General features: G+C 69.2%; 26 protein-coding genes. 18 read left to right on the forward strand and 8 right to left on the reverse strand.

Annotation, left to right across the window (positions count from 1 at the left end; all coding sequences use genetic code 11):
* Positions 1 to 174: 174 nt before the first annotated feature.
* The 5 genes from MELE44368_RS20840 to nhaA are packed head-to-tail and all read left to right on the forward strand — an operon-like array spanning position 175 to position 5,471.
* Positions 175 to 963, forward strand: a complete 789-nt coding sequence (locus tag MELE44368_RS20840; RefSeq protein WP_128110259.1) for an SDR family NAD(P)-dependent oxidoreductase — start codon at positions 175 to 177, stop codon at positions 961 to 963.
* A 12-nt stretch (positions 964 to 975) separates the two neighbouring features.
* Positions 976 to 1,869 (forward strand): hypothetical protein, encoded by an 894-nt coding sequence (locus MELE44368_RS20845; protein WP_046751707.1) that lies wholly within the window; start codon positions 976 to 978, stop codon positions 1,867 to 1,869.
* On the forward strand, positions 1,862 to 2,503 hold the full coding sequence (locus tag MELE44368_RS20850) for a TrmH family RNA methyltransferase (RefSeq protein ID WP_046751708.1): 642 nt from the start codon (positions 1,862 to 1,864) through the stop codon (positions 2,501 to 2,503). The genes MELE44368_RS20845 and MELE44368_RS20850 overlap by 8 nt, the downstream gene beginning before the upstream one ends.
* Before the next feature lie 14 nt (positions 2,504 to 2,517).
* Positions 2,518 to 3,618 (forward strand): glycoside hydrolase family 76 protein, encoded by a 1,101-nt coding sequence (locus MELE44368_RS20855; protein ID WP_046751709.1) that lies wholly within the window; start codon positions 2,518 to 2,520, stop codon positions 3,616 to 3,618.
* Positions 3,615 to 5,471, forward strand: a complete 1,857-nt coding sequence (gene nhaA / locus MELE44368_RS20860; RefSeq protein ID WP_046751710.1) for a Na+/H+ antiporter NhaA — start codon at positions 3,615 to 3,617, stop codon at positions 5,469 to 5,471. The genes MELE44368_RS20855 and nhaA overlap by 4 nt, the downstream gene beginning before the upstream one ends.
* Here nhaA and MELE44368_RS20865 read toward each other — a convergent pair.
* Entirely contained in the window at positions 5,455 to 6,432 is a 978-nt protein-coding gene (locus MELE44368_RS20865) for a LysR family transcriptional regulator (protein ID WP_046751711.1), read from the reverse strand. The genes nhaA and MELE44368_RS20865 overlap by 17 nt on opposite strands.
* A gap of 136 nt (positions 6,433 to 6,568) precedes the next feature.
* On the opposite strand from MELE44368_RS20865, the gene MELE44368_RS20870 reads away from it, so the two are divergent.
* The 8 genes from MELE44368_RS20870 to MELE44368_RS20905 are packed head-to-tail and all read left to right on the forward strand — an operon-like array spanning position 6,569 to position 14,457.
* Complete coding sequence (locus MELE44368_RS20870; protein WP_128110260.1) at positions 6,569 to 7,444, forward strand: FAD binding domain-containing protein; 876 nt, start codon at positions 6,569 to 6,571, stop codon at positions 7,442 to 7,444.
* A gap of 18 nt (positions 7,445 to 7,462) precedes the next feature.
* Positions 7,463 to 7,951 carry a (2Fe-2S)-binding protein gene (locus MELE44368_RS20875; RefSeq protein ID WP_128110261.1) on the forward strand — a complete coding sequence of 163 codons (489 nt, stop codon included), beginning with the start codon at positions 7,463 to 7,465 and terminating at the stop codon, positions 7,949 to 7,951.
* Positions 7,948 to 10,350 carry an aerobic carbon-monoxide dehydrogenase large subunit gene (locus MELE44368_RS20880; RefSeq protein WP_128110262.1) on the forward strand — a complete coding sequence of 801 codons (2,403 nt, stop codon included), beginning with the start codon at positions 7,948 to 7,950 and terminating at the stop codon, positions 10,348 to 10,350. The genes MELE44368_RS20875 and MELE44368_RS20880 overlap by 4 nt, the downstream gene beginning before the upstream one ends.
* Positions 10,351 to 10,358: 8 nt before the next feature.
* A complete protein-coding gene (locus MELE44368_RS20885; protein ID WP_128110263.1) occupies positions 10,359 to 11,132 on the forward strand; it encodes an XdhC family protein in 774 nt (257 codons plus the stop codon).
* On the forward strand, positions 11,114 to 11,710 hold the full coding sequence (locus MELE44368_RS20890; protein WP_128110264.1) for a nucleotidyltransferase family protein: 597 nt from the start codon (positions 11,114 to 11,116) through the stop codon (positions 11,708 to 11,710). Before MELE44368_RS20885 ends, MELE44368_RS20890 begins: the two co-directional genes overlap by 19 nt.
* Positions 11,707 to 12,594, forward strand: a complete 888-nt coding sequence (locus MELE44368_RS20895) for an AAA family ATPase (RefSeq protein WP_128110265.1) — start codon at positions 11,707 to 11,709, stop codon at positions 12,592 to 12,594. Before MELE44368_RS20890 ends, MELE44368_RS20895 begins: the two co-directional genes overlap by 4 nt.
* 19 nt (positions 12,595 to 12,613) lie before the next feature.
* Positions 12,614 to 13,261, forward strand: a complete 648-nt coding sequence (locus MELE44368_RS20900; protein WP_128110266.1) for an SRPBCC family protein — start codon at positions 12,614 to 12,616, stop codon at positions 13,259 to 13,261.
* Positions 13,261 to 14,457, forward strand: a complete 1,197-nt coding sequence (locus MELE44368_RS20905; protein ID WP_128110267.1) for a vWA domain-containing protein — start codon at positions 13,261 to 13,263, stop codon at positions 14,455 to 14,457. The genes MELE44368_RS20900 and MELE44368_RS20905 overlap by 1 nt, the downstream gene beginning before the upstream one ends.
* Here MELE44368_RS20905 and MELE44368_RS20910 read toward each other — a convergent pair.
* Positions 14,454 to 15,131 carry a DedA family protein gene (locus MELE44368_RS20910; protein WP_128110277.1) on the reverse strand — a complete coding sequence of 226 codons (678 nt, stop codon included), beginning with the start codon at positions 15,129 to 15,131 and terminating at the stop codon, positions 14,454 to 14,456. The two genes, MELE44368_RS20905 and MELE44368_RS20910, sit on opposite strands and share 4 nt — an antisense overlap.
* 130 nt (positions 15,132 to 15,261) lie before the next feature.
* On the opposite strand from MELE44368_RS20910, the gene MELE44368_RS20915 reads away from it, so the two are divergent.
* Positions 15,262 to 16,275 (forward strand): alcohol dehydrogenase catalytic domain-containing protein, encoded by a 1,014-nt coding sequence (locus tag MELE44368_RS20915; RefSeq protein WP_128110268.1) that lies wholly within the window; start codon positions 15,262 to 15,264, stop codon positions 16,273 to 16,275.
* Here the strand turns inward: MELE44368_RS20915 and MELE44368_RS20920 are convergent.
* Complete coding sequence (locus MELE44368_RS20920) at positions 16,272 to 17,141, reverse strand: Rv0361 family membrane protein (RefSeq protein WP_128110269.1); 870 nt, start codon at positions 17,139 to 17,141, stop codon at positions 16,272 to 16,274. The two genes, MELE44368_RS20915 and MELE44368_RS20920, sit on opposite strands and share 4 nt — an antisense overlap.
* A 92-nt stretch (positions 17,142 to 17,233) precedes the next feature.
* Between MELE44368_RS20920 and MELE44368_RS20925 the strand changes: the two genes are divergently transcribed.
* Positions 17,234 to 17,650 carry a DUF3151 domain-containing protein gene (locus tag MELE44368_RS20925; protein WP_046751722.1) on the forward strand — a complete coding sequence of 139 codons (417 nt, stop codon included), beginning with the start codon at positions 17,234 to 17,236 and terminating at the stop codon, positions 17,648 to 17,650.
* 4 nt (positions 17,651 to 17,654) lie between these two features.
* On the opposite strand, the gene MELE44368_RS20930 is transcribed toward MELE44368_RS20925, so the two are convergent.
* The 3 genes from MELE44368_RS20930 to MELE44368_RS20940 all read right to left on the reverse strand — a co-directional run bounded on the left by MELE44368_RS20930 (position 17,655) and on the right by MELE44368_RS20940 (position 20,149).
* Positions 17,655 to 18,545 carry a cation diffusion facilitator family transporter gene (locus MELE44368_RS20930; protein ID WP_064918465.1) on the reverse strand — a complete coding sequence of 297 codons (891 nt, stop codon included), beginning with the start codon at positions 18,543 to 18,545 and terminating at the stop codon, positions 17,655 to 17,657.
* Positions 18,546 to 18,685: 140 nt separating this feature from the next.
* The gene (locus tag MELE44368_RS20935; RefSeq protein ID WP_128110270.1) at positions 18,686 to 19,465 is read right to left on the reverse strand and encodes a site-2 protease family protein; all 780 of its coding nucleotides are present in this window, start codon (positions 19,463 to 19,465) and stop codon (positions 18,686 to 18,688) included.
* 105 nt (positions 19,466 to 19,570) lie between these two features.
* Positions 19,571 to 20,149 carry a peptidase M50 gene (locus MELE44368_RS20940; protein WP_128110271.1) on the reverse strand — a complete coding sequence of 193 codons (579 nt, stop codon included), beginning with the start codon at positions 20,147 to 20,149 and terminating at the stop codon, positions 19,571 to 19,573.
* A 77-nt stretch (positions 20,150 to 20,226) separates the two neighbouring features.
* Between MELE44368_RS20940 and MELE44368_RS20945 the strand changes: the two genes are divergently transcribed.
* The 3 genes from MELE44368_RS20945 to MELE44368_RS20955 are packed head-to-tail and all read left to right on the forward strand — an operon-like array spanning position 20,227 to position 22,756.
* Positions 20,227 to 21,525 (forward strand): adenylosuccinate synthase, encoded by a 1,299-nt coding sequence (locus tag MELE44368_RS20945; RefSeq protein ID WP_128110272.1) that lies wholly within the window; start codon positions 20,227 to 20,229, stop codon positions 21,523 to 21,525.
* On the forward strand, positions 21,522 to 22,157 hold the full coding sequence (locus tag MELE44368_RS20950) for a PaaI family thioesterase (RefSeq protein ID WP_128110273.1): 636 nt from the start codon (positions 21,522 to 21,524) through the stop codon (positions 22,155 to 22,157). The genes MELE44368_RS20945 and MELE44368_RS20950 overlap by 4 nt, the downstream gene beginning before the upstream one ends.
* Positions 22,154 to 22,756, forward strand: coding sequence for a hypothetical protein (locus MELE44368_RS20955; protein WP_128110274.1), 603 nt, complete (start codon positions 22,154 to 22,156; stop codon positions 22,754 to 22,756). The genes MELE44368_RS20950 and MELE44368_RS20955 overlap by 4 nt, the downstream gene beginning before the upstream one ends.
* On the opposite strand, the gene MELE44368_RS20960 is transcribed toward MELE44368_RS20955, so the two are convergent.
* Both MELE44368_RS20960 and MELE44368_RS20965 read right to left on the reverse strand, forming a co-directional pair.
* A complete protein-coding gene (locus MELE44368_RS20960) occupies positions 22,716 to 22,934 on the reverse strand; it encodes a ferredoxin (protein WP_128110275.1) in 219 nt (72 codons plus the stop codon). The two genes, MELE44368_RS20955 and MELE44368_RS20960, sit on opposite strands and share 41 nt — an antisense overlap.
* Entirely contained in the window at positions 22,931 to 24,136 is a 1,206-nt protein-coding gene (locus MELE44368_RS20965) for a cytochrome P450 (protein WP_128110276.1), read from the reverse strand. Before MELE44368_RS20965 ends, MELE44368_RS20960 begins: the two co-directional genes overlap by 4 nt.
* Between the last annotated feature and the right edge of the window lie 106 nt (positions 24,137 to 24,242).

Genomic DNA, 24,242 nt, shown 5'->3' on the forward strand with positions numbered 1-24,242 from the left:
GGTGCCGCCTGGCCGCGCCGAAGCGGCACCGGGCCGCGCGGAACCCGTCGCGGGGCGCCCGGAAGCGGGCCGTTACGCTCCGCCGCCCGCCCGTCCTGAGGGCGCGCGCCGGCCGCCGTCGGCGCGCAACGGACGGCAGTCACCGCACTACCAGCGGTAAGTACCCTCTTAGGCATGTCTCGTCCCGTCGCGCTGATCACTGGACCGACATCGGGTCTCGGCGCGGGGTTCGCCCGCCGCTACGCCACCGACGGCCACGACCTGGTCCTGGTCGCCAGGGACGCCGCGCGCCTCGAGCGCCTGGCCGCCGAGCTGCACGACGAGGCCGGCGCCGAGGTCGAGGTGATCATCGCCGATCTGGCCGAGGCGGCCGACCGGGCCAAGGTGGCCGACCGGCTCGCCGCCGGGGTGCAGGTGCTGGTCAACAACGCCGGCTTCGGCACCTCCGGCGAGTTCTGGACCGCCGACTACAAGCTGTTGCAGTCGCAGCTCGACGTCAACGTCACCGCGGTCATGCAGCTCACCCACGCCGCGTTGCCCGCGATGCTGGACGCGCGCCGCGGCACCGTGATCAACGTCGCCAGCGTCGCCGGGCTGCTCCCCGGACGTGGATCGACGTACTCGGCGTCGAAGGCGTGGGTGATCGCGTTCTCGGAGGGGCTGGCCAACGGGCTGGGCGGCACCGGCGTCGGCGTGTACGCGCTGTGCCCCGGGTTCGTCCACACCGAGTTCCACCAGCGCGCCGGGATCGAGATGAGCGGCACCCCCTCGATTCTGTGGCTGGAGGTCGACGACGTGGTGCGCGAGACGATGGCCCACATCGGCAAGGACACCGGGCACAATCGGGTCGTGATCGTTCCCGGTCTGCAGTACAAGGTGCTCACCACCGCAGGCCGCCTGGTGCCCCGCAGGCTGGTGCGGGCCATGACGAAAGTTGTTGGCCGTGGCCGGAACAGAACCTAGAGCCGGACGTAAGTGCGGGCGCTGATCGCGACGCTGGCGGCGGTTGTGCTCGTCGCCGCAGCGTGCTCCGGTGACGACCGCCTCCAATCCCCCTACGGCGCGCAGACCGCCACCATCGGCGAATCGCTTGCGGTGCTGGGCTGGAACATGTCGGTGTCCAACCTGCGCGTGGAGGGCGACCACGTGCTGGTCGACGTCGACGCGGCACCGGCACAGCCCGACGCCCCGCACGCCGAACCCGAGGACATCAGGTTCGGCCTCTACGGCGCGCTCGCGCATCCCATCGAGGCCAACGCGGTCGGCGGCTGTCGCGATGTGACAAACCTTGCGCTGCAACCACTGTCGGCAACACCGGACCGGATGTCCGGCACGGTGTGCCTGGGCCCGCACCGCGACCTGGTCCAGGTGCGCGGGGTCTACGTGTACTCGCCGCAGGACCGGATCGCCGGGACGACGACGGCGCACCCCGCGGCCTTTCCGGTCGGGTTGCCGCCGACCAAGGACAACGAGACCGGGTTGTCCATCAAGACGACGAGCATCGACGCGTTCCGCGCCGACGGTGCCATGCTCGACCCGACCGCGCTCGGTGATCCGACCGCGTTCCAGGGCAACGGCTACATGCTGCTCGGCCTCGAGATCAGCGGGCTGGCAGAGCAATACCGCGAAGCCTCACTGCGCCGGGGCGGCCCGACGATGGTGCTGGTGTCGCCGTCGCTGCCCCCACCGGGCCTCAGCCACGCCTGCGACGTCTACGGGGCCTCGGTGCTGGTGTTGCCCGACGCGTCCCGCGACGCGGTGCAGGTCCGGGTTTCACTGTGTCCGCAGGGCGAGATCAACCAGGCACTGCTGTACAGCACCGTTTCGGTGATCGGCACCCATGCCGGGCTGTGGACCGTCGATGACTGAGCCGGGCCCGACCGAATGGGGCCAGGGACCCGGGGTGGGGCCGTGGCAGGGCCCGCCGCCGGACGACGACCGTTACGACCCCACCCTGCTGCGTGAGGGTGACACCCGCAATGTCGTTGACGCGTACCGCTATTGGACCCGCGAGGCGATCATCGCCGACATCGACGAACGCAGACACCCGCTCCACATCGCGATCGAGAACTTCGGCAACGACGCCAACATCGGCTCCGTCGTGCGCACCGCCAACGCGTTCGCGGTCGACACCGTGCACATCGTCGGGCGGCGGCGCTGGAACCGGCGTGGCGCCATGGTGACGGACCGCTACCAGCGGCTGCGCCACCACGACACCACCGCAGACCTGCTGGCGTTCGCCGCCGACGCCGGGCTGACCGTCGTCGCCGTCGACAACGTGCCCGGCGCCGTCCGCATCGAACACACCTCGCTGCCACGCGACGCCCTGATGATCTTCGGCCAGGAAGGTCCCGGCATCACCGACGACGCCAAGGCGGGAGCGGCGCTGACCGTGTCGATCGCCCAGTTCGGATCCACCCGCAGCATCAACGCCGCGGTCGCCGCCGGCATCGCCATGCACACCTGGATCACCCAACACGCGGACTTTTCCACGGCCTGGTAAGGCAGGATCGAGGCATGGACCAGCTATGGGCCAACCGCGCCGCCAGCGCCGAAGCCGCGATCGAGAAACGCCACTCCAAACGGCTGTGGGGACTGCCGGGCACCCAGCTGGGCGTGGTCGCCTGGCCGGCCGCCCGCAATCACCGGTGGTTCGGCACCTGGCACTACTGGTGGCAGGCCCACCTGATCGACAACCTCGTCGACGCGCAGGTGCGCGACCCCCGGCCCGAGCGGCAGACCGAGATCCGCCGCCAGATCCGGGCCCATCGGCTGCGGAACACCGGCTGGATCAACGACTACTACGACGACATGGCCTGGCTGGCGCTGGCGCTGGAGCGTGCCCAGCGGCTGGCCGGGGTCGACACGGCCAAGGCGCAGAAGAAGCTGGCCGAACAGTTCGTCAACGCGTGGGTGCCCGAGGACGGCGGCGGCATTCCGTGGCGCAAACAGGACCAGTTCTTCAACGCGCCGGCCAACGGCCCCGCGGGCATCTTCCTGGCCCGCTACGAAGGCCGGCTGCGGCGCGCACAGCAGATGGCCGACTGGATCGAGGAGACGCTGATCGACCCGGACACCCACCTGGTGTTCGACGGCATCAAGGCCGGCTCACTGGTGCGCGCCCAGTACACGTACTGCCAAGGCGTCGTGCTGGGGCTGGAAACCGAGCTCGCGGTGCGCACCGACGACCCCGAGCACGCCGCGCGGGTGCATCGGCTGGTCGCCGCGGTCAAGGAACACATGGCGCCGGGCGGGGTGATCCGCGGCGCGGGCGGCGGTGACGGTGGGCTGTTCAACGGAATTTTGGCCCGCTACCTCGCGTTGGTCGTCACCATGTTGCCGCAAACCGACTCCCAGGACGCGGCGGCGCGAGACACCGCCAAGGCCCTGGTGCTGGATTCCGCGCAGGCCGCCTGGAACAACCGCCAAACCGTCGACGGGCTGCCGCTGTTCGGGGCGTTCTGGGACCGCATCGCCGAAATACCAACGGTGGCAGGCAAAGAGGCGGAGTTCGTCGAGGGCGCCGTCAACGCCTCCGAGGTGCCCGAGCGTGATCTCTCGGTGCAGCTGTCGGGGTGGATGTTGATGGAAGCCGCGCACGCCGTCACCCAGACGTGACCGCCGAACCGGCACCGCGGATCGTTCGCCTGCTGCCCACCCGGTTCAACCGCGAAGGCAGGGCGTCACGGACCGGTGAGAACACCGCGGCGGCACTGCTGCTGGCCTTCACGCTGTTGGCCATCCTCTGGGCGAACTCGCCGTGGGACGGCAGCTATTGGGCACTGCTGGACACCCATGTCGGGCTCACGCTCGGGGCCGACCACTTCGAGCTGACCGTCAAGCACCTGGTGAACGACGGCCTGATGACGTTCTTCTTCTTCATCGTCGGGCTCGAGGTCACCCGCGAGTTCACCATCGGCGAGCTCACCGACCGCTCCCGCGCGGCGGTACCCGTCGTCGCCGCGATCGCCGGGCTGGTGCTGCCCGCGCTCATCTTTGTGATGATCAACTCGTCCGGGGACAACGCGCACGCGTGGGGGGTGGTGATCTCCACCGACACCGCGTTCCTGGTCGGCGCGCTGGCCGTCATCAAACCGAAGTTCCCCGGCCGGCTTCGGCTGTTCCTGCTGACCCTGGCCGTGGTCGACGACGTCGGTGCGCTGATCGTCATCGCGGTGTTCTACTCCGATCGCATCGAGGTGCTCCCGCTGGCGCTGGCGGTGGTGCTGATCGTCGCGGTCGCGATGGTGCGGTTTCTGCCCGCCGCGCGCGGGCCGGCCTACGCGGTGCTGGGCTTTGCGCTGTGGGTGGCGTTGGCTGTGGCGGGGATTCACCCGACGCTGGCCGGCGTCGCCGTCGCGCTGCTGATCCCGGTCTTCACCCCCGAACGCCAGCGCGTCGAGCAGGCGATCGAGGTGATCCGGGCTTTCCGGCAGTCACCGAACTCGCGGTATGCCCGCACCGCGGCGCGCCGGCTGCGTGAGTCGATCTCGATCAACGAGCGGCTGCAGACCGACTTCGGGCCCTACGTCTCGTATTTCGTGCTGCCGCTGTTCGCGTTGGTCAACGCCGGTGTCCATCTCGACGCCGCCAGCCTCGCCGAGGCGTTCGGCTCCGCGTTGACCTGGGGCATCATCGCCGGTCTCGTGCTCGGCAAGTTCGTCGGCATCACCGGTGCGACGTGGTTCATGCAGCGCACCGGTTTCGGGCAGCTGGCGCCCGGGCTGACAGTCAAGCGACTGGCCGGCGGTGCGGCGCTGTCCGGAATCGGGTTCACCATCTCGCTTTTCATCGTCGACATCGCGATCGACGATCCCGACCGTCAGGATCAGGCCCGCATCGGCGTGCTGGCCGCATCGCTGGTCGCGTTCACCCTCGGCTGGGTGATATTCCGGGTCACCGACTGGATCAGCCCACCGGATCCGGTTGGGCTCAAGATGATTCGTCCGATCGACCCCGAGCGGGACCACATCCGCGGCGACCCCGACGCTCCGCTGACCCTGGTGGAGTACGGCGACTTCGAATGCCCGTTCTGCAGCCGCGCCACCGGCGCCATCGACGAGGTCATCGCCCATTTCGGCGACCAACTGTGCTACGTCTGGCGCCACTTCCCGCTGGAGCGGGAGCATCCGCGCGCCTACGACGCCGCGCGGGCCAGCGAGGCGGCCGCGGTGCAGGACAAGTTCTGGGAGATGGGCCGCGAACTGTTCGGGCACCAGGACGATTTGGAGTGGTCGGACATGTACCGCTACGCGGTGGCCGCGGGCTGCGACATCGAACGGTTCGACCAGGACGTCCGCGTGCAGCCGTCGAAGGTGCTGCACCGGGTGACCGACGACGCGCAGGACGCCGAGGAGATGGACCTCAACTCGACCCCGACGTTCTTCATCAACGGCAAGCGGCACAAGGGTCCCTGGGATGCCGCCAGCCTGATCCGCGCGTTGGAGGCCGCGGCTAGCTCCAGAGCGTGACGTGGATCTTGGGCCGGAATCGTGTCACGCCGACCCCGGCGCCGCGCAGCATCGCCTGCGTGCATCGCGGTGTGGTGATGAACCGGACGAGTTCGGACGCGGCGGGCTGACGCGCCGACGGCGACAACGTCATCGCGCACCACTCGCCGGGCCGTTGCAGCCGCGGCCCCTTGACCTGGACCAGCCGGCCCGCGGCCAGATCCTTGCCGACGGCGAAACCGATCGCCAGGCCGACGCCGCCGGCGTGCTGCACCTCCTCCAGCGCGGCGGCATCGCTTTGGAAGATCCGCTGTTGTGCCTCCGGGATCGCGAGATCCCTGAGCATCGAGGCGAATTCGCCGTCGGCACCGCCCGCCGACGGGCCCAGCATCCACTGCTGTTCGTGCAACGCCGACAACGGCGGCGTCGAATCCGAGAACGCCGCCAACGGGTTGCTCGGTGCCGTCACCGTCAGGATCTGGTAGTTGAGGAACGGCCGCAGCACCGTCGAGCCGTCATCGGGTCCGGCGGTGGCGTCGGCGACCGGCCCCAGCGCGATGTCCACGGCGCGTGAGGCGATCAGTTCCCGGAACCGGCTCGCTGGGTGCACGCTGAGCTCCACGGAGAGGTCCTTGGCCCGCGACGAGAACAGCTCGATGAGGCCGGGTGCGGCGTGCTCGGCGAACGCGCTGGACGCCGCGATGCGCAGCAGCCGCCTGCCGTGCGCGGCCTCGGTGACCTCGATCGCCGTCTGCTGCTGTAGGCCGAGGATCTCCACGGCCCGGCTGGCCAGCCGCAGCCCGCCCGGGGTGAACGCCAGACCCGTCGACGTCCTGGAGAACAACGGGTCGTCGAGTTCCTTGCGCAGTTGGGCCACGTGCATGGAGATGCCGGCGTCGGACATGCCGAGCTCCTCGGCGGCCGCGCGCACCGATCCCAGCCGCACGACGGCCGAGAAGGCGCGAAGCTGAGCCGGGGTCACGACGCGAGCCTACGACGGACAGACGGCGCACGGGCGCAGGTCGACCAGTGGTTTAAGCGATCGCTTAACTCGCGGTTGACGCCCTGGTCAGGGCCGCCCACACTAGGGGCCCAGCCAACTGTGTGAGGACTGTCACATGCAGGTTCCCGGTCCCTTCGAATACGAACGCGCCACCAGCGTCGACCACGCCGTCGGACTCCTGGATCGCCTCGGCGACGGGGCGATGGTCGTCGCGGGCGGCCACAGCCTGTTGCCGATGATGAAGCTGCGCATCGCCAACCCCGAATACCTGGTGGACATCAACGACCTGGTGACCGAGCTCGGCTACATCGAGGTCGAGCCGACCCTGGTGCGCATCGGCGCGATGACCCGGCACCGCCAGGCGCTCGAGTCCGACGCGTTGGCCGCCGTGTGCCCGATCTTCCGGGACGCCGAGAAGGTGATCGCCGACCCGGTGGTGCGCAACCGCGGCACGGTGGGCGGGTCGCTGTGCCAGGCCGACCCTGCCGAGGATCTGACGACCGTGTGCACCGTGCTCGACGCGGTGTGCGTGGCCCGGGGCCCGGCCGGGGAGCGCGAGATCGCCATCGACGACTTCCTCGCCGGCCCGTACGAGACCGCGCTGGCCCACAACGAACTGCTCACCGAGATCCGGATCCCGCTAGCCCTGCACAGCTCCAGCGCCTACTCGAAGGTGGAGCGCCGGGTGGGCGACTGGGCGGTGGCCGCCGCCGGCGCGGCGGTGACCCTCGACGGCGAGACGTTGCGCGCGGTCCGGCTCGGGCTGACCGCGGTGAACGTTGACCCGGCCGCGCTGGCCGAGGTCGGCGCGGACCTGGCCGGACAACCGGCCACCGAGGAGACGTTCGCCGAGGCGGGCCGCGGCGCGGCGCAAGCCTGCAGCCCGGTCAGCGACATGCGGGGCAGCGCGGACTACAAGCGCCACCTCGCCTCCGAGCTCACCATCCGGACGTTGCGGACCGCGGCGGCGCGGGCCCGCGACAACAACTGAGGCCGAAGGGGTCTGGCGATGCAAGTGAACATGACCATCAACGGTGAGCCGGTGGCAGCCGAGGTCGAGCCGCGAACGCTGCTCATCCATTTTCTACGGGATCAGTTGCGCCTCACCGGAACCCACTGGGGTTGCGACACCAGCAACTGCGGCACCTGTGTGGTGGAGATGGACGGCGAGCCGGTCAAGTCGTGCACGGTGCTGGCCGCGATGGCCAGCGGGCACACCATCCGCACGGTGGAGGGGCTGGAGGTCGACGGCCGGCTGGACCCCGTGCAGGAGGGCTTCATGCAGTGCCACGGGCTGCAGTGCGGCTTCTGCACACCCGGGATGATGATCACGGCCCGCGCCCTGCTCGACCGTGATCCCGACCCGGACGAGGAGACCATCCGCGAAGCCATCTCCGGACAGATCTGTCGTTGCACCGGATACACGACGATCGTGCGGTCCATCCAGTGGGCGGCCCGAGCCGGTCGCTCCGAGAGCGCAGAGGCGGCCCACACATGACCACCACCGAAGTACGCCCCGAGGGCTTGCCGGACGGTACGGCCGACAACGACCAGAAGCCGTGCGGGCACGGCCGGATGCTGCGCAAGGAGGACCCGCGGTTCATCAGGGGCCGCGGGAACTATGTCGACGACGTGGTGCTGCCGGGAATGCTGCACCTGGCGATCCTGCGCTCACCCTATGCGCACGCTCGCATCGTCGGGATCGATACCAGTGCGGCCCAGGCACATCCAAAGGTCAAAGCGGTGGTCACCGGCGCCGATCTGGCCGAAAAGGGCTTGGCGTGGATGCCGACGCTGTCCAACGACGTGCAGGCCGTGCTGGCCACCGACAAGGTGCGTTTCCAGGGTCAGGAGGTGGCGTTCGTCGTCGCCGAGGACCGCTACTCGGCGCGCGACGCGCTCGAACTCATCGACGTGGAGTACGACCCCGTCGATCCGGTCATCGACGCGCGCCGGGCGCTCGACCCCGACGCCCCGGTGATCCGCACCGATCTGGAGGGCAAGACCGACAACCACTGCTTCGACTGGGAGACCGGCGACGCCGCCGCCACCGAGGCCGCGTTCGCCAAGGCCGACGTGGTCGTCAAGCAGGAGATCGTCTATCCCCGAGTGCATCCGGCGCCGATGGAAACCTGCGGCGCCGTGGCCGATCTGGACCCGGTGAGCGGAAAGCTCACGCTCTGGTCGACGACGCAGGCGCCGCACGCGCACCGCACGCTGTACGCGTTGGTCGCCGGTCTGCCCGAGCACAAGATCCGGGTCATCTCGCCCGACATCGGTGGCGGGTTCGGCAACAAGGTGCCGATCTACCCGGGTTACGTGTGCGCGATCGTCGGCTCGCTGCTGCTGGGCAAGCCGGTCAAGTGGATGGAGGACCGCAGCGAGAACCTGACCTCCACCGGGTTCGCCCGCGACTACATCATGCTCGGTGAGATCGCCGCCACCCGCGACGGCAGGATCCTGGCGATCCGGTCCAACGTGCTGGCCGATCACGGCGCGTTCAACGGCACCGCGGCGCCGGTGAAGTATCCGGCCGGGTTCTTCGGGGTGTTCACCGGCAGCTACGACATCGAGGCCGCGTACTGCCACATGACCGCGGTGTACACGAACAAGGCGCCCGGCGGCGTGGCCTACGCCTGCTCGTTCCGCATCACCGAGGCGGTCTACCTCGTCGAGCGGCTGGTGGACTGCCTGGCCTACGAACTCAAGATGGATCCCGCTCAGCTGCGGCTGGCAAACCTGTTGCGGCCCGAGCAGTTTCCGTACAAGTCCAAGACCGGTTGGTTGTATGACTCGGGTGACTACGAGAACACCATGCGGCTGGCCATGGAGATGGTCGGATACGACGACCTGCGCCGAGAGCAGAAGGAGAAGCGCGAGCGCGGCGAACTGATGGGCATCGGCATGTCGTTCTTCACCGAGGCCGTCGGCGCGGGCCCGCGCAAGGACATGGACATCCTCGGCCTCGGCATGGCCGACGGTTGCGAGCTGCGGGTGCATCCGACGGGCAAAGCCGTTGTGCGGCTGTCGGTTCAGAGCCAGGGCCAAGGCCATGAGACGACGTTCGCCCAGATCGTCGCCGAGGAACTGGGCATCCCGCCCGATGACATCGACGTGGTGCACGGCGACACCGACCAGACCCCGTTCGGGCTCGGCACCTATGGCAGCCGGTCCACCCCGGTTTCGGGCGCGGCGGCCGCCCTGGTGGCACGCAAGGTCCGCGACAAGGCCAAGATCATCGCCGCGGGCATGCTCGAAGCCAGCATCGCCGACCTGGAATGGGACAAGGGCACATTCCACGTCAAGGGGGACCCGTCGGCGTCGGTCACCATCGCCGACATCGCGATGAGGGCGCACGGGGCCGGCGACCTGCCCGAGGGCCTGGAGGGCGGGTTGGACGCGTCGATCTGTTACAACCCCGAGAACCTCACCTATCCGTACGGCGCGTACTTCTGCGTCGTCGACATCGACCCCGGCACCGCGGTGGTCAAGGTGCGCAGGTTCCTCGCCGTCGACGACTGCGGCACCCGCATCAACCCGATGATCATCGAGGGCCAGGTGCACGGCGGCATCGTCGACGGGATCGGTATGGCACTGATGGAGATCATCGCGTTCGACGAGGAGGGCAACTGTCTGGGTGGGTCGCTGATGGACTACCTGATCCCGACCGCGGTCGAGGTGCCCAACCTCGAGACCGGCCACACCGTGACACCGTCGCCGCACCATCCGATCGGCGCCAAGGGCGTGGGCGAGTCGGCGACCGTGGGCTCGCCGCCGGCGGTCGTCAACGCCGTGGTGGATGCGTTGGCGCCGTTCGGGGTTCGCCATGCCGACATGCCGCTGACCCCGTCGCGGGTGTGGGAGGCGATGCAGGGCCGGGCGCAACCCCCGATCTAGGAGACGACATGACGATCACCGAACGGGTCGCCCAGCTGCGGCGCGCGCGGACGCCGTTCGTGCACGCCACCGTCGTGCGCGCCCAACAGCCCGCATCGGCACACGCCGGCGATGAGGCGATCCTGTTGTCGGACGGCACGATCGAAGGCTTCGTCGGTGGGCACTGCGCGCAGAACTCGGTGCGCACGGCGGCACTCGGTGCGTTGCAGGCGGGGGAGAGCGTGCTGCTGCGGGTGCTGCCCGACGGCGACGTGCACTACCCGGAGGCACCCGGCGCGTGCGTCGTGGTCAACCCGTGCCTGTCCGGAGGGGCGCTGGAGATCTTCCTGGCGCCGCAGGTGCCCCCGCCACTGATCCGGGTGTGCGGGGCCACGCCGATCGCCGAGGCGCTGGCGAGCATGTGCACCGTGCTGGGCTACGACGTAATGCGCGACGACATGCGCGACGACGAAGCGGATTTCGCGCAGGCCACCGCCGTCGTCATCGCGACCCACGGCGGCCCCGAGGCCCAGATGATCCGCGCGGCGCTCGAGGCGGGCGTCGGCTACGTCGGGCTGGTGGCCAGTAAGGTGCGGGGGCAGGCGCTGCTCGATGACCTCGACCTGACCGAGGAGCAGCGGCGACGCGTGCACACCCCGGTGGGCCTGCCGATCGGCGCGAAGACGCCGGCGGAGATCGCGGTGTCGATCCTGGCCGAGGTGATCCGCGCCATCAGAGTGGACGACCGGGCAGCCGCACCGGCCGAGACGCGAAGAGAGGATGCATGCCACGGTCACGGGTGACGGGGATAGTGCTGGCGGCCGGCTCATCTCAGCGCTTGGGCGGAACGCCCAAGCAGCTGCTGAAACTCGGTGCCACCACGGTGCTGGGCGCCACGCTCGCGGTCGCCAGGAGTTGCCCGTTCGACCAGCTCATCGTCACCCTGGGCAGGGCGGCGGACGCGGTGCGGAAGTCGGTGGTCCTCGACGGCATCGACATCGTGCTGGCCGACGACCACGCCGCGGGTTGTTCGTCGTCGCTGCGCGCGGCCCTGCCGTGGGTGGATCCGCGCGCAGACGGCGTCGTGCTGATGCTCGGTGACCAGCCGAGCGTGGCTCGCAGGACCGTGACCAAGCTGGTCGCGTGCGGCCGAGGAGCCCCGATCGCGGTGTGCCGGTACGACGACGGCATAGGCCATCCGTTCTGGTTGGGCCGCAGCGTATTCGGTGCTCTCTCGGAGTTGCACGGCGACAAGGGCGTGTGGCGGATGATCGAGTCCGGCTCCTTCGACGTGCGCCGGGTGCGCATCGACGGGACGACACCGCTGGACGTCGACACCTGGGACGACTACGAGCGCCTGCTCGCATCGGTGGCGCAATGACCGCATCATCGGCGCTGTTCGCCGATGTCGACGACGTCATCCGTCGCTTCGACTCCCACGATTACCTCCTGGACATCGGTACGGCATCGGCGATCTACCTGGCGGTCACGCTCGGGCGTCCGCTGCTGCTGGAGGGTGAACCCGGGGTGGGTAAGACGACCGCCGCCAAAGTGCTTGCCGCGGTGCTGGGTACGCCACTGCTGCGGTTGCAGTGCTACGAGGGCCTGACCGCCGCCGAGGCGCTCTACGACTGGAACTACCAGCGTCAGCTGCTGTCCATCCGGCTGGCCGAAGCACGCGGCACCGGGATCGACGAGTCCGACCTGTACACCGAGGCCTATCTGGTCGACCGGCCGATTCTGCAGTGCGTCCGATATCGCGGACCGGGTGCGCCGGTGCTGCTGATCGACGAGATCGACCGTGCCGATGACGAGTTCGAGGCACTGCTGCTGGAGTTCTTGGGCGAGGCAGCCGTCACCGTGCCGGAATTGGGCACCTTTGTCGCGCAGCAGCCCCCGATCGTCGTGCTCACCTCCAACCGCAGCCGAGATCTGCACGACGCGTTGCGGCGCCGCTGCCTGTACCACTGGATCGACTACCCCGACCCGGTGCGCGCGGCCGACATCGTGCGCCGCACCGTGGCGGGCGCGAGCGCCCCGCTCATCGAGCACGCCGCCCAGTTCGTCGGCGCGGCACGAAGCCTCGACCTCGACAAGCCGCCGGGCATCGCGGAAACCATCGACTGGGTCGCCGCGCTGGTCGCGCTCGGGGTGACCGACCTGGTCGCCGCGGACACCGAACGTGGGCTGGCCAGCCTGGGTGCCCTGGCCAAGACCCCCGATGACCGCGCTCTGATCAGGGACGCATTCGTCGAATACCGTTGAGACTGAGAGGAAATGCTTGATGAAGATCGCAAACGAGTTCACCGTCAGCGTGCCCGTCGAGGACGCCTGGCGGGTGTTGACCGACCTCGAACAGGTCATCCCCCTCATGCCGGGAGCGCAGATGACGGGCCGTGACGGCGACGACGTGCTCGGTAAGGTCAAGGTCAAGGTCGGCCCGGTGACCAGTGAGTTCAGCGGCAAGGTGCGGTTCGTCGAACAGGACGACGAGAAGTACCGCGCGGTCATCGACGCCAAGGGCAAGGAGGCCCGCGGCACGGGCAACGCCGCCGCCACCGTCGTCGCCCAGCTGCACGACGCGGGCGAGCACACCCGGGTCACCGTCGACACCGACCTGAAGATCGTCGGTAAGCTCGCCCAGTTCGGAAGCAGCATGCTGCAACAGGTTTCCGAGAAGCTGCTGGGCCAGTTCGTCGACGAGCTCGAGCAGAAACTGGCCGCCGAGAAGGCCGCGGTGCCCGTACCGGAACACGGCGAGGCCGCTCCGGTGATCGACATCGGCACGGCCAAGCGTGAGCCGGAGGCCATCGACCTGCTCGAACTCGCCGGGGGCGGCGCGCTGAAGAAGTACGCGCCCGCGGTACTCGGGGCCGTCCTCATCGCGGCTGTGGTGTTCATACTCGTGCGAAAGGCCCGGCGCGGCAACTGATGTCAACGCCGTATCTGCTGCGTGGCGTCGACATCGCCGCCTTCGCCGTTGCGCTGGTGGATCGACTGCACAGCGGCGGTGTCGCGGTCTCCGCCAGCGGCCCAGCGGGATTCGTCGATGTGCTGCAACGGGTTTGGCCCACCACCCGAACACAGCTGTACTGGGCGGCGCGGCTGACCCTGGTGAACCGGGTGGAGGACATCGCCCCGTTCGACGCGGTGTTCGAGGCCGTGTTCGCCGACGCGGTGCTGGGAGTGGACCCGCCGGGGCTCAAACGCAGCCTCGGCACCACCGCCGCGGCCGACCCGGCGGTGCCCGGCCGCGAGCAGGCCGTCGCGGACGGCGGGCTGCCGTGGAGCACCAGGCCGGCATCGGTGACGGCGACCGACCCCCACGACAGCGAGTACGGCATCCCCGACACCCTGCCCAGCCGGATCGTCGCGTCTGCCGACGAACCTTTCGAACGCTTCGACCCTGACGAGCTGCGGCTGCTCGGCCGGTGGCTCGAACAGTCCGTCGTGCGCTGGCCACAGCGCCGCAGCATGCGCTCCGAACCGCACCGCCATGGCAAACGCATCGACCTGCGGGCGACCATGAGGCAGTCGCGGGAGACGGGCTGGGAGACGATGCGGGTGGCGCGCACCCGCGCCCGTGCGCACCCCCGGCGCGTCGTGCTCGTGTGCGACGTCAGCCGCTCGATGCAGCCCTACGCCACCGTCTACCTGCACCTGATGCGTGCTGCGGCCCTGCGGCACAAAGGAATCCGGCCCGAGGTGTTCGCGTTCTCGACATCGCTGACCCGGCTCACCGCGGCGCTGTCGCATCGTTCCGCAGAGGTGGCGCTGGCCAAGGCCAACGCCAAGGTCACGGACCGGTACGGCGGAACACGCGTCGGTCACTGCGTGGGCGAGCTGCTGTCGGCGCCGCACGGCAACGCGCTACGCGGCGCGGTGGTGATCATCGCCTCCGACGGATGGGACAGTGATCCGCCGGAGATTCTGGAGCGGGCGCTGGCGCGGGTGCGTCGGCGCGCGCAGACCCTGGTGTGGCTCAACCCCCGTGCCGCACACCCCGACTTCCGCCCGCTGGCCGGTTCGATGGCCGCCGCGATGCCCTACTGCGATCACTTTCTGCCCGCGCACTCCCTGACCGGGCTGAAGAAGTTGTTCGCCGTGCTGGCCGACCAGGCGGTCTAGGACGGGTGCTCGGTGGCGGGCTGCGCGGTCCCGCCGGCGCGCTTGGAGGCGCGGCGACGCTTGAGCCACTCCAGCAGCATCGGCATCACCGACACCACCACGATCGCGATGACGATCGGCTCCAGCAGGTTCTGGATGAACTCGAACTGGCCCAGCCAGTAGCCGAGCAGCGTCAACCCGACGCCCCACACGACGGCGCCGATGATGTTGTACAGCGCGAACACCGGATAGCTCATCCGGGCCGCGCCCGCGGTCAACGGCGCCAGCGTCCGCACGATCGGCACGAACCGGGCGATCACGATCGCGAACGGGCCGCGCTGCACGAAGAACTCGTGCGCCTCGTCGAGGTACCGCTGCTTGAGGAACCGGGCGTCGGGCTTGAACATCGCCGTGCCGACGTTGCGCCCGATCCAGTAGCCGGCCTGACCACCGAGTATCGCCGCGATCGGGATGAACACCAGCAGCTGCCACAGCTGGAAGTTGATGGTCTGGCCGCCCTCCGCGGCCAGCGCGGCGGTGCCCGCGGCCAGCATGCCCGCCACGAACAGCAGCGAATCACCGGGTAGGACCGGGAACAGCACCCCCGACTCGACGAAGATCACCAGCAGCAGACCGACCAGCGCCCACGCCCCGAAGTAGCCCAGCAGCGTCATCGGGTCCAGGAAGTCGGGCATGAGCGCCAGTCGGTCGCTCGCCGCGAAGAGGGCCGTGGTGGTCACAACGCCCCAACATACCGGTCGGCGTCGTTGATCCAGGAAACGTCGACGGCAGGCGCACCCGCGTCGGCGCCGCTAGGGTCCGAATATGCCCACTCACAAAGCCGTGCTGGTCGAGTCCGCAGGTGCGCCGCTGGTGCTGAGCGAGGTCGAGACGGCGTCGCCGCCGCGCGACCACGTACGCATCACGGTCGCCGCGTGCGGGGTGTGCGGCACCGACCACGGCATCGTCAACGGTGGCTTTCCCCAGATGACGTGGCCGGTCACCCCGGGCCACGAGATCGCGGGCACGATCGCCGAAATCGGTGACGGCGTCGACACCTTCACGGTCGGTGACCGGGTCGCGGTCGGCTGGTTCGGCGGCAACTGCAACCGATGCGTGCCGTGCCGCACGGGCAAGTTCATGCAGTGCGAGCGGATGCAGGTGCCGAGCTGGCACTACCCCGGCGGGTACGCCGAGTCGGTCGTCGTCCCGGTGACCGCACTGGCCCGCATCCCCGACGAGCTGTCATTCGCCGAGGCCGCACCGATGGGCTGCGCCGGCGTCACAACCTTCAACGGCCTGCGGCGCACCGCGGCGGCGCCCGGTGACCTGTTCGCCGTCGTCGGCGTCGGCGGGCTCGGACACCTCGGGGTCCAGTGGGCACGGGCGATGGGCTTCGAGACGGTCGCGATCGCCCGCGGCGTCGACAAGGCCGACGACGCCCGCACGCTCGGCGCGCACCACTACATCGATTCGACCGCCCAGGACGTCGCGGCGGCGCTTCAGGCGCTCGGCGGCGCGACCGTGGTGTTGGCGACCGCGGCGAACTCGGCGGCCATCGGCCAAGCCGTCGGCGGTCTGGGCCCGGAGGGCGAACTCGTGATCTGCGGCGTGTCGGCCGATCCGCTGCCGATCAGCCCCGCGGACCTGATCATGGCCGGGCGACGCGTGGTCGGGCACCCGTCGGGCACGTCGCGCGATGTCGAGGAGACCATGCGGTTCGCCGTGCAGAGCGGGGTGCGCGCCTGGATCGAAGAGCGGCCGCTGACCGAGGCCGCCGACGCGTACGCCGCGATGGAGGCGGGCAGCGCGCGCTACCGGATGGTGCTGACCGTCTAGCTGTTGGGGGCCTGGCAGATCTTCCACTGGTCGTCGCGGAACTGTAGGTCGAAGCTTCGGGTCGAGCGCACCTGCGGGGCGAACGCCATGAATGTGGTGACGTTGGCCTCGGCGTGGTCGCCGTTGATCACCACCTCGTCGATACTGGCAACCACCGGGTACTGCTTGGCCGCGGCGACCCGGGCATGCGTCTCGGCCCACGACTGGTCGTTGTACTTGACGTAGCTGTCGCGGGTGGCGCCGCAGGTGATGCTGCGCAGGGTCGCCAAATCGCCGTTCTGGATCGCGATGTCGAAGTTCTGGATCGTCGAACGGACCCGGTCCTCCTGCGACACCTTGGACTCCGAGCTGCGCGTGAGCAGCACGGTGCCGAGCACAGCGACGGCCGCCAGCGCCGCGATCACCAGCACGACCGCGATCACCCAGCCCCAGCTGCGCCGGTTCTGCGGCGACTTGGGCGCATCGTCCCGCGGTGGAATCATCTGTGGCGCAACGGGTTTCTGCTGCGGCACCGCGCCGGGCGGCGGAGAGAACACCTCGGTGGCAGGATCCTGCGGGGTGTCGATCTTCTGCGTGGAGCCGGCGTCGAACCCCGACGGCGCGGTGAACCGGCGTTCGGCGGGCTGGCTTGCCGGGCTCTCCTCGGTGGGCGCGTCGGCTTGCGAGATCACCTCGGTGGCCGGCTCGTGATCGGGATCCGGCGGCGGCAGCACCTCGGTGGCGGCCTCGGAATCGTGGCGCGCGTCGTCGGCCGGCTCGTCGGAGTCCGCCCGGTCGGCATCGGCGTCGTCGGTGTGTGGGGTGTCGTCGGCGGGGGTCACGTCGACTTCGTCATCTGGCTGGTCAGGCCCTGATGGGTTCGGCATCCGTGCGGCTTTCCTCCCTTACGACGCTACGGCCGGAAGCTTAACCATCCGGCCGGCTCCATGCTTTGCCCGCCGCACGGCACAATGGGGCCATGACGCGGATGGGTGATCTCCTCGGACCGGATCCCGTGTTGCTTCCCGGTGACAGCGCCGCCGAAGCGGAGCTGGCCGCCGCCGAGAATCCCGCCATCGTGGCCGCGGCGCATCCGTCGGCGTCGGTGGCGTGGGCGGCGCTGGCCGAGGCGGCGCTGGCCGAGGACCAGGCCGTCACCGCCTACGCGTATGCCCGCACGGGCTATCACCGTGGGCTGGATCAGTTGCGGCGCAACGGCTGGAAGGGCTTCGGACCGGTCCCCTACAGCCACGAACCCAACCGCGGGTTCCTGCGGTGTGTGGCCGCGCTGGCCCGCGCCGCCGAGGCGATCGGGGAGACCGACGAGTACCAGCGCTGCCTGGACCTGCTCGACGACTGCGACCCCGGCGCGCGTTCGGCGCTGGGCCTGAGCTGAGCGGTCACTCCGCTTCGCACTTGCAGTCCGCGGCGTCGTCGGGCGGTTCGACCTGCACCGTGGAGTGATCCAAGCCGCGCGCGGTCAGCACCGCACGCGCGTCGTCGAGCACCGACGCGGAATCTCGCGCGCTGGTCAGGTGGGCGGTGACCATGTCCTTGCCGGGCACCAGCGTCCACACGTGCAGGTCGTGGACATCGGTGACGCCCTCGACCTCGCACAGCGCGGTGCGCAACTCGTCGACGTCGATGTGGGCCGGTGAGGACTCCGACAGGATCCGCAGAGCGGCGCGGGCCAGCGAGAACGCCCGCGGCAACACCCACAGCGCGACGAACACGGCGACCACCACGTCCGCGTAGGGCCAGTGCGTGGTGACCGTGACGATGCCCGCGATCAGCACGCCGACGCTGCCGACGGTGTCGGCGAGGACCTCCATGTAGGCGCCCTTGACGGCCAGGCTCTTCTCGGAGTGCGACCGCAGCAGCAGCATGACGACGGCGTTGGCGGCCAGCCCGGCCAGCGCGACGACGATCATCGGCACGCCGGGCACGTCGGGCGCATCGCCGAGCCGCTCGAACGCCTCGTAGAGGATGAATGCCGCCACCCCGACCAGCAGCACGGCGTTGGCCACGGCGGTGAACACCTCGGCGCGGTGCCAGCCGTAGGTGCGCGCGGGCGAGGTGCTGCCGCGGCGGGCCAGCAGCACCGCGGTCAGGCCCATGAACATCGCGACCAGGTCGGTGAGCATGTGGCCGGCGTCGGCCAGCAGGGCGATCGAGTTGATCACCAGCGCGGTCGTCAGCTCCAGCGCGAAGAACGCGGTGAGGATCGCCGCGGCGATGACCATCCGCGAGACGCGGGCATCAACCGAACTGTGATCATGTCCGACACCCATGCCAGCAATATATGCATAAATACGCATATGTCAAGGGTTCGCCCGCGGGGTGTGCTGGCTCGCCGGGTGTGCGGTTTCGTACGCGACACGCCGGGCGGGGCGTATGGGGGACGCACACTCGCGGGTCGGGGCCCGCCGCGTCAGAACCAGGCCGACCAGAACCGGGTCAGCGCGCTTCCCGCGCCCACCAGCTGGCGGGGCACGCCGGAGATGTCGAAGAACCACAGCACGATGTCCCAGAACCACTGGTTGAGCCCCGGGGTGAGCAGCAGGATCAGCAGGATGAAAAAGCCCCACTGCTTGGCCGGTTGCAGCGCCCGCTGGGTTTCGGGGCTCAGGTGCGGTTCCAGCGCGCCGTAGCCGTCGAGGCCGGGGATCGGCAGCATGTTGAGCACGAACGCCGTCACCTGCAAAAAGCCCAGAAACGCCATCCCGGACCAGAACACCGAGCGCTGCGCGTCGCGCATCAGCGCGGTGAGCGTCAGCAGCAAGACCGCGAACGCCAGGTTGGTGGCCGGGCCCGCGAGGCTGACGAGCGTCTTCTGCCGTCGGGTCATGAACGACGTGCGCACCCACACCGCCCCGCCGGGCAGCCCGATGCCGCCGATCGCGATGATCAGGATCGGCAACCCGATCGACAGCAGCGGGTTGGAGTACTTGAACGGGTTCAGCGTCAGGTAACCGCGGACCGGCACGTCGTGGTCGCCGAAGCGCCACGCAGTGAAGGCGTGAGCGAACTCGTGCAGGCACAGCGTCACCACCCAGCCGGCGATGACGAAGATGAACACCCCGACGTAGGCCAGCAGGTCCGGTGCATCGGCGGAGATCCACGCCAGCACCCCGCCGACCGCCGTGAGCGCGACGATCGCGAGGAAGATCGGGCTGGGCCGCACCGACTGGTTCAGCGGACGGATGGTCACGGCTAGTGACGCTACCGCTTCGCCGAAAGGGACAAACGGGCGGAAAAGTGCGAGAGAAATCCACCATTTCGTCGGTCTCGGCACGCGGCGGGCGGGCGGGCGGCGTCAGCCCACCCGCAGCCAGCCCTCGGTGTGCCGGTAGAACGTCGAGCGCCGTACCGGCCGCCGCCCCGGCACACCGTCGCGGCGCACGATCGCGCCCGTCGTGCCAAGCTGAGCGGCGCGTCCGGTGACCCAGCGCAGCCGGCCTCGTCGCAGCACCGCCGCGCGCAGCCCGGGCATCATCAGCGTGGGTTCAACGCGGACCCCGGGCACGTCACCGTCGAACAGCACGGTGTCGTCGACGACGGCCTCGCCGTGCAGCGCCGAACCCGCAGGGTCGCCGCGCCATTCCGCCGCGCCGACGATCACGGTGCCGGTTTCGTCGCGGATGAGCGGCACTCGGGTGGCGACGCCGCGTATCGCACGTCGCGCCTGCCAGAAACGCCGCACGTGTGCGACCTCGACGTCGAGCCGGTCGGCGCGCAGCAGCTGCGTCAGCACACTTGCCAGGTCGGCGTGCGAACCCACGACGATCATCCGGCGACAGCTGACCTCGGGCGTATCGGCGACGGGGAGGTTGCGCAGCGCACGGGGCAGTCGACGCCCACCGAACGGCAACACCACGACATCAGCGGCGCTCAACGCGGCTCCTCACGTGCGGCTGGGATAAGGTGGCTCACCGGCTGCAGTGTTGTTGCAGATTAGCGGGAGAATATGCCATGCCGGCAATCGTGCTCATCGGCGCACAATGGGGCGACGAGGGCAAAGGAAAAGCCACCGATCTACTCGGTGGGCGGGTCCAGTGGGTGGTGCGTTACCAGGGCGGCAACAATGCCGGCCATACCGTCGTGCTGCCCAACGGTGAGAACTTCGCCCTTCACCTGATCCCCTCGGGCATCCTCACTCCCGGCGTCACCAACGTCATCGGAAACGGCGTGGTGGTCGATCCCGGGGTGCTGCTCACCGAGCTGAAAGGCTTGGAGGACCGCGGCATCGACACCGAGCGGCTGCTGATCTCGGCCGACGCGCACCTGCTCATGCCGTATCACGTGGCGATCGACAAGGTCGTGGAACGCTATGCGGGCAGCAAGAAGATCGGCACCACCGGCCGCGGCATCGGCCCCTGTTACCAGGACAAGATCGCCCGCATCGGAATTCGCGTCGCCGATGTTCGCGACCCGGTGCTGCTGTCCGAAAAGATCGAAGCCGCACTGGAGTTCAAGAACCAGGTGCTCGTCAAGATCTACAACCGCAAGGCCATCGAGGCCGACGAAGTGGTCGAAACCCTGCTGGAGCAGGCCGAGGGGTTCCAGCAGCGCATCGCCGATACCCGCTATCTGCTCAACTCGGCGCTGGAGAAGGGGGAGACGGTCCTGCTCGAAGGGTCGCAGGGCACGCTGCTCGACGTCGACCACGGCACGTATCCCTATGTGACATCGTCGAACCCGACCGCCGGCGGCGCCGCGGTCGGCTCCGGAATCGGCCCCACCCGCATCACCACCGTCCTCGGCATCCTCAAGGCGTACACCACGAGGGTCGGCTCGGGCCCGTTCCCCACCGAGTTGTTCGACGAGAAGGGCGAATACCTGTCCAAGACCGGCGGCGAGTTCGGTGTCACCACGGGCCGACGGCGCCGCTGCGGCTGGTTCGACGCGGTGATCGCCCGTTACGCAACGCGGGTCAACGGCATCACCGATTACTTCCTGACCAAGCTCGACGTGCTCTCCAGCCTCGAGACCGTGCCGGTGTGTGTGGGCTACCGGGTGAACGGCCAGCGCCTCACCGATATGCCGATGACCCAGTCCGACATCGCCAGTGCCGAGCCGATCTACGAGGAGATGCCCGGCTGGTGGGAGGACATCTCCGGCGCCCGCGAGTTCGACGACCTGCCCGCGAAGGCGCGCGACTACGTGCTGCGAGTGGAAGAGCTTGCCGGAGCGTATGTTTCGTGTATCGGTGTGGGACCGGGCCGTGACCAGACCATTGTGCGTCGCGACATCCTGGCGGCCCGCCCGTGAGCGATGACCCACATCTGGTCGATCCGGACTACGACAAGCACGGTGGCTTCCCCGAATTCGAGCCCGCGACGCCGGGGCCGGGGTTCGGCCGGTTCCTGACCGCGATGCGTCGCCTGCAGGATTTGGCGGTCTCCGCCGACCCCGACGACGACACCTGGGATCAAGCCGCCGACCGCGCAGAGGAATTGGTCAAGCTGCTCGATCCCTTCGAGGCGCCCGAAGGCGTCGGCCCGGCCAACCGGGTGCCGTCGCTGCCGGGAGCGGGCAGCCTGCTCATGCCGCCGTACCGCGACGTCACCCTCAGCCCCGAGGGCGTGACGCTCACCGTGCAGTTCAGCCGGTTCTCCGTGGGCGGCAACTCCGCCGTCCACGGCGGTGTGCTGCCGCTGCTGTTCGACTCGGTGTTCGGCATGGTGATCCACGCCGTCGGCCGGCCGATCAGCCGCACCGCGTTCCTGCACGTCGACTACCGCAAGGTGACCCCGATCGACACGCCGCTGACCGCGCGCGGCTGGATGCGAAAAGCCGAGGGCCGCAAGGCGTTCGTCAACGCCGAACTCCGAGACCCCGAGGGCAACCTGCTCGCCGAGGCCCACGGGCTGATGATCCGGTTACTGCCGGGCCAGCCATGACGGTCCCAGTTCGACACCGGCTTTCGACGCCCCGCGCGGCGGCGCTCGCCGGGGTGTTGTTCGCGGTGCTGTTCACCACGGTGATGGTGCTGATGCGCACTGCAATGCCCGACGGCGGCGACGCGCGCACCCGGGTGGCGGCGACCCTGATGCCGTTCGCGGGCATCGCGTTCCTGTGGTTCATCGGCGTGGTGCGCGACGGTTTCGGCGGGTACGAGGACAAGTTCTTCTCGACGGTGTTCATCGGCAGCGGATTGTTGTTTCTGGCAATGATGTTCGCTGCCTCGGCGACGAATATGGCCGCAGCACACAGCAACGGCACCACGGCAGAGTTCGCCCGCGAGCTCACGCTGGCATTCGGCAACACGTACGGGCTGCGGATGGCCGCGGTGTTCATGATCACGCTGGCCACCATCTGGCTGAAGACGAGCCTGATGCCGCGCTGGCTGGTGGTGGCGACTTACCTTGCCGCGGTGGGCATCCTGGTGGCCAGCGACGTCTCGATGTGGCTGCTGCTGGCGTTCCCGCTGTGGGTGCTGTGCGTGAGTCTGCTGCTGCTCACTCGACGAGCCGGAGCGCTTGCGACGGACACAGCTTGACCGCCTCCTCCACGACGGCCAGCTGGTCGCCAGGCACCTCGGCCGTTTGGACGGCTCCGCCGTCCGAGTCCACCAGGACCGTCACGATGCCGTCGTCATCCTGGTCGAACACCTCGCCGGCAACCATCACACAGTTGCCCGCCTGTATGCACACGTCGCGATCGGCTTGCACTCTCACCATTTCACCTTCAATGATTTCAGACCGTAGATGAAGTGAAACGACCGGAACTGCACATCGTCGAAGTCCTCGGCCAGGTCCAGGGTCGGAAAGCGGCGCAGCAGTGCGGGAAACGCGATGCGCATCTCCATTCGGGCCAGCGGCGCGCCGAGGCAGTGATGGACCCCGTGGCCGAACCCGAGATGTCCGATCGCGCCGCGCCGGATGTCCAGCACGTCGGGTGAGTCGATGAAGTCCGGGTCCCGATTGCCCGACGGCAGCGAGACGAACACGAGTTCGCCGGCCGGAATCTTCACCCCGGCCACCTCGACGTCGGTGGTGGTGTAGCGCGGGATCGCGTTGTGCACGATCGACAACCAGCGCATCAGCTCCTCAACGGCTGGCGCGACGACGGAGGCATCGTCGCGCACCGCGGCGAGCTGGTCGGGGTGCCGCAGCAGCGCCAGCGTGCCCAGCCCCAACATGTTCGACGTGGTCTCGTGCCCGGCCAGCAGCAGCAGGCTGGCGACGCCGACGAGCTCGTCGTCGGTGAGGTCGGCGCCGTGCTCACGCACCAGCATGCCGAGGATGTCGTCGCCCGGATTGCGCCGGGCCCGCTCGACCAGCGATCCCATGTAGGCGCGGCCCTGCCGCTGCAGGTCCAGCCGTTCGGGAATGGGCACGGACAGGTCGAGCTGACGCGCGCTGCGCTGCTGGAATTCGTCGCGGTCGTCGTAGGGCACGCCGAGAAGCTCGCAGATCGCCAGCGACGGGATCGGTAACGCGAACGTCTCCACCAGATCGACGGGCGGACCGGCGGCGGCCATGGCGTCGAGCTGCTGGTCGACGATCTCCGCGATGCGCGGTTCCAGCCGGTTCATCCGGCGGATGGTGAACTCCGGGGTGAGCATCCGGCGCAGCCGCTGGTGTTCAGGCGGGTCGAGGGCGAGCAGGTTGCCGGAGCGGGCCCTGGTCAGCTCCTCCTCGGAAAGCGTTGGCGCGCCGGGCAGCACGAAGCCGGGCGGGCGACTGTTGGAGAACCGTTCGTGGTCCGACAGCACGGCCTTGATGTCGTCGTGCCGGGTGATCAGGTAGACCTGCATCCCGAACGAGTTCGTCACGGTGCGGACGCCGGTGTTGTCCCGGATCTCCCGCAGCGCCGACGTCGGCTCCAGCCCGTCGCGCCGCATGTGCAGCGGCGGAAGTTCGGCGGCCCGGGTCATGCTTCGACGTTACCCGCGCACCTGGGCGGCGCGAGATCTACCTTTTGGGCGTTTTTACTCGGGCGGATTCATACGGTCAGGGAAACATTTCCTGACCGTGGAGGTT

The sequence above is a fragment of the Mycolicibacterium elephantis DSM 44368 genome (assembly GCF_004014805.1).
GTDB classification, from domain to species: Bacteria; Actinomycetota; Actinomycetes; order Mycobacteriales; family Mycobacteriaceae; genus Mycobacterium; species Mycobacterium elephantis.

Bases quoted from the DNA above. Each gene is read 5' to 3' on its own strand.
- MELE44368_RS20840 (WP_128110259.1), top strand. From the start codon at position 175: ATGTCTCGTCCCGTCGCGCTGATCACTGGACCGACATCGGGTCTCGGC.
- MELE44368_RS20850 (WP_046751708.1), top strand. From the start codon at position 1,862: ATGACTGAGCCGGGCCCGACCGAATGGGGCCAGGGACCCGGGGTGGGG.
- MELE44368_RS20855 (WP_046751709.1), top strand. From the start codon at position 2,518: ATGGACCAGCTATGGGCCAACCGCGCCGCCAGCGCCGAAGCCGCGATC.
- MELE44368_RS20870 (WP_128110260.1), top strand. From the start codon at position 6,569: ATGCAGGTTCCCGGTCCCTTCGAATACGAACGCGCCACCAGCGTCGAC.
- MELE44368_RS20875 (WP_128110261.1), top strand. From the start codon at position 7,463: ATGCAAGTGAACATGACCATCAACGGTGAGCCGGTGGCAGCCGAGGTC.
- MELE44368_RS20880 (WP_128110262.1), top strand. From the start codon at position 7,948: ATGACCACCACCGAAGTACGCCCCGAGGGCTTGCCGGACGGTACGGCC.
- MELE44368_RS20885 (WP_128110263.1), top strand. From the start codon at position 10,359: ATGACGATCACCGAACGGGTCGCCCAGCTGCGGCGCGCGCGGACGCCG.
- MELE44368_RS20890 (WP_128110264.1), top strand. From the start codon at position 11,114: ATGCCACGGTCACGGGTGACGGGGATAGTGCTGGCGGCCGGCTCATCT.
- MELE44368_RS20895 (WP_128110265.1), top strand. From the start codon at position 11,707: ATGACCGCATCATCGGCGCTGTTCGCCGATGTCGACGACGTCATCCGT.
- MELE44368_RS20900 (WP_128110266.1), top strand. From the start codon at position 12,614: ATGAAGATCGCAAACGAGTTCACCGTCAGCGTGCCCGTCGAGGACGCC.
- MELE44368_RS20905 (WP_128110267.1), top strand. From the start codon at position 13,261: ATGTCAACGCCGTATCTGCTGCGTGGCGTCGACATCGCCGCCTTCGCC.
- MELE44368_RS20910 (WP_128110277.1), bottom strand. From the start codon at position 15,131: ATGCCCGACTTCCTGGACCCGATGACGCTGCTGGGCTACTTCGGGGCG.
- MELE44368_RS20915 (WP_128110268.1), top strand. From the start codon at position 15,262: ATGCCCACTCACAAAGCCGTGCTGGTCGAGTCCGCAGGTGCGCCGCTG.
- MELE44368_RS20920 (WP_128110269.1), bottom strand. From the start codon at position 17,141: ATGCCGAACCCATCAGGGCCTGACCAGCCAGATGACGAAGTCGACGTG.
- MELE44368_RS20925 (WP_046751722.1), top strand. From the start codon at position 17,234: ATGACGCGGATGGGTGATCTCCTCGGACCGGATCCCGTGTTGCTTCCC.
- MELE44368_RS20930 (WP_064918465.1), bottom strand. From the start codon at position 18,545: ATGGGTGTCGGACATGATCACAGTTCGGTTGATGCCCGCGTCTCGCGG.
- MELE44368_RS20945 (WP_128110272.1), top strand. From the start codon at position 20,227: ATGCCGGCAATCGTGCTCATCGGCGCACAATGGGGCGACGAGGGCAAA.
- MELE44368_RS20955 (WP_128110274.1), top strand. From the start codon at position 22,154: ATGACGGTCCCAGTTCGACACCGGCTTTCGACGCCCCGCGCGGCGGCG.
- MELE44368_RS20965 (WP_128110276.1), bottom strand. From the start codon at position 24,136: ATGACCCGGGCCGCCGAACTTCCGCCGCTGCACATGCGGCGCGACGGG.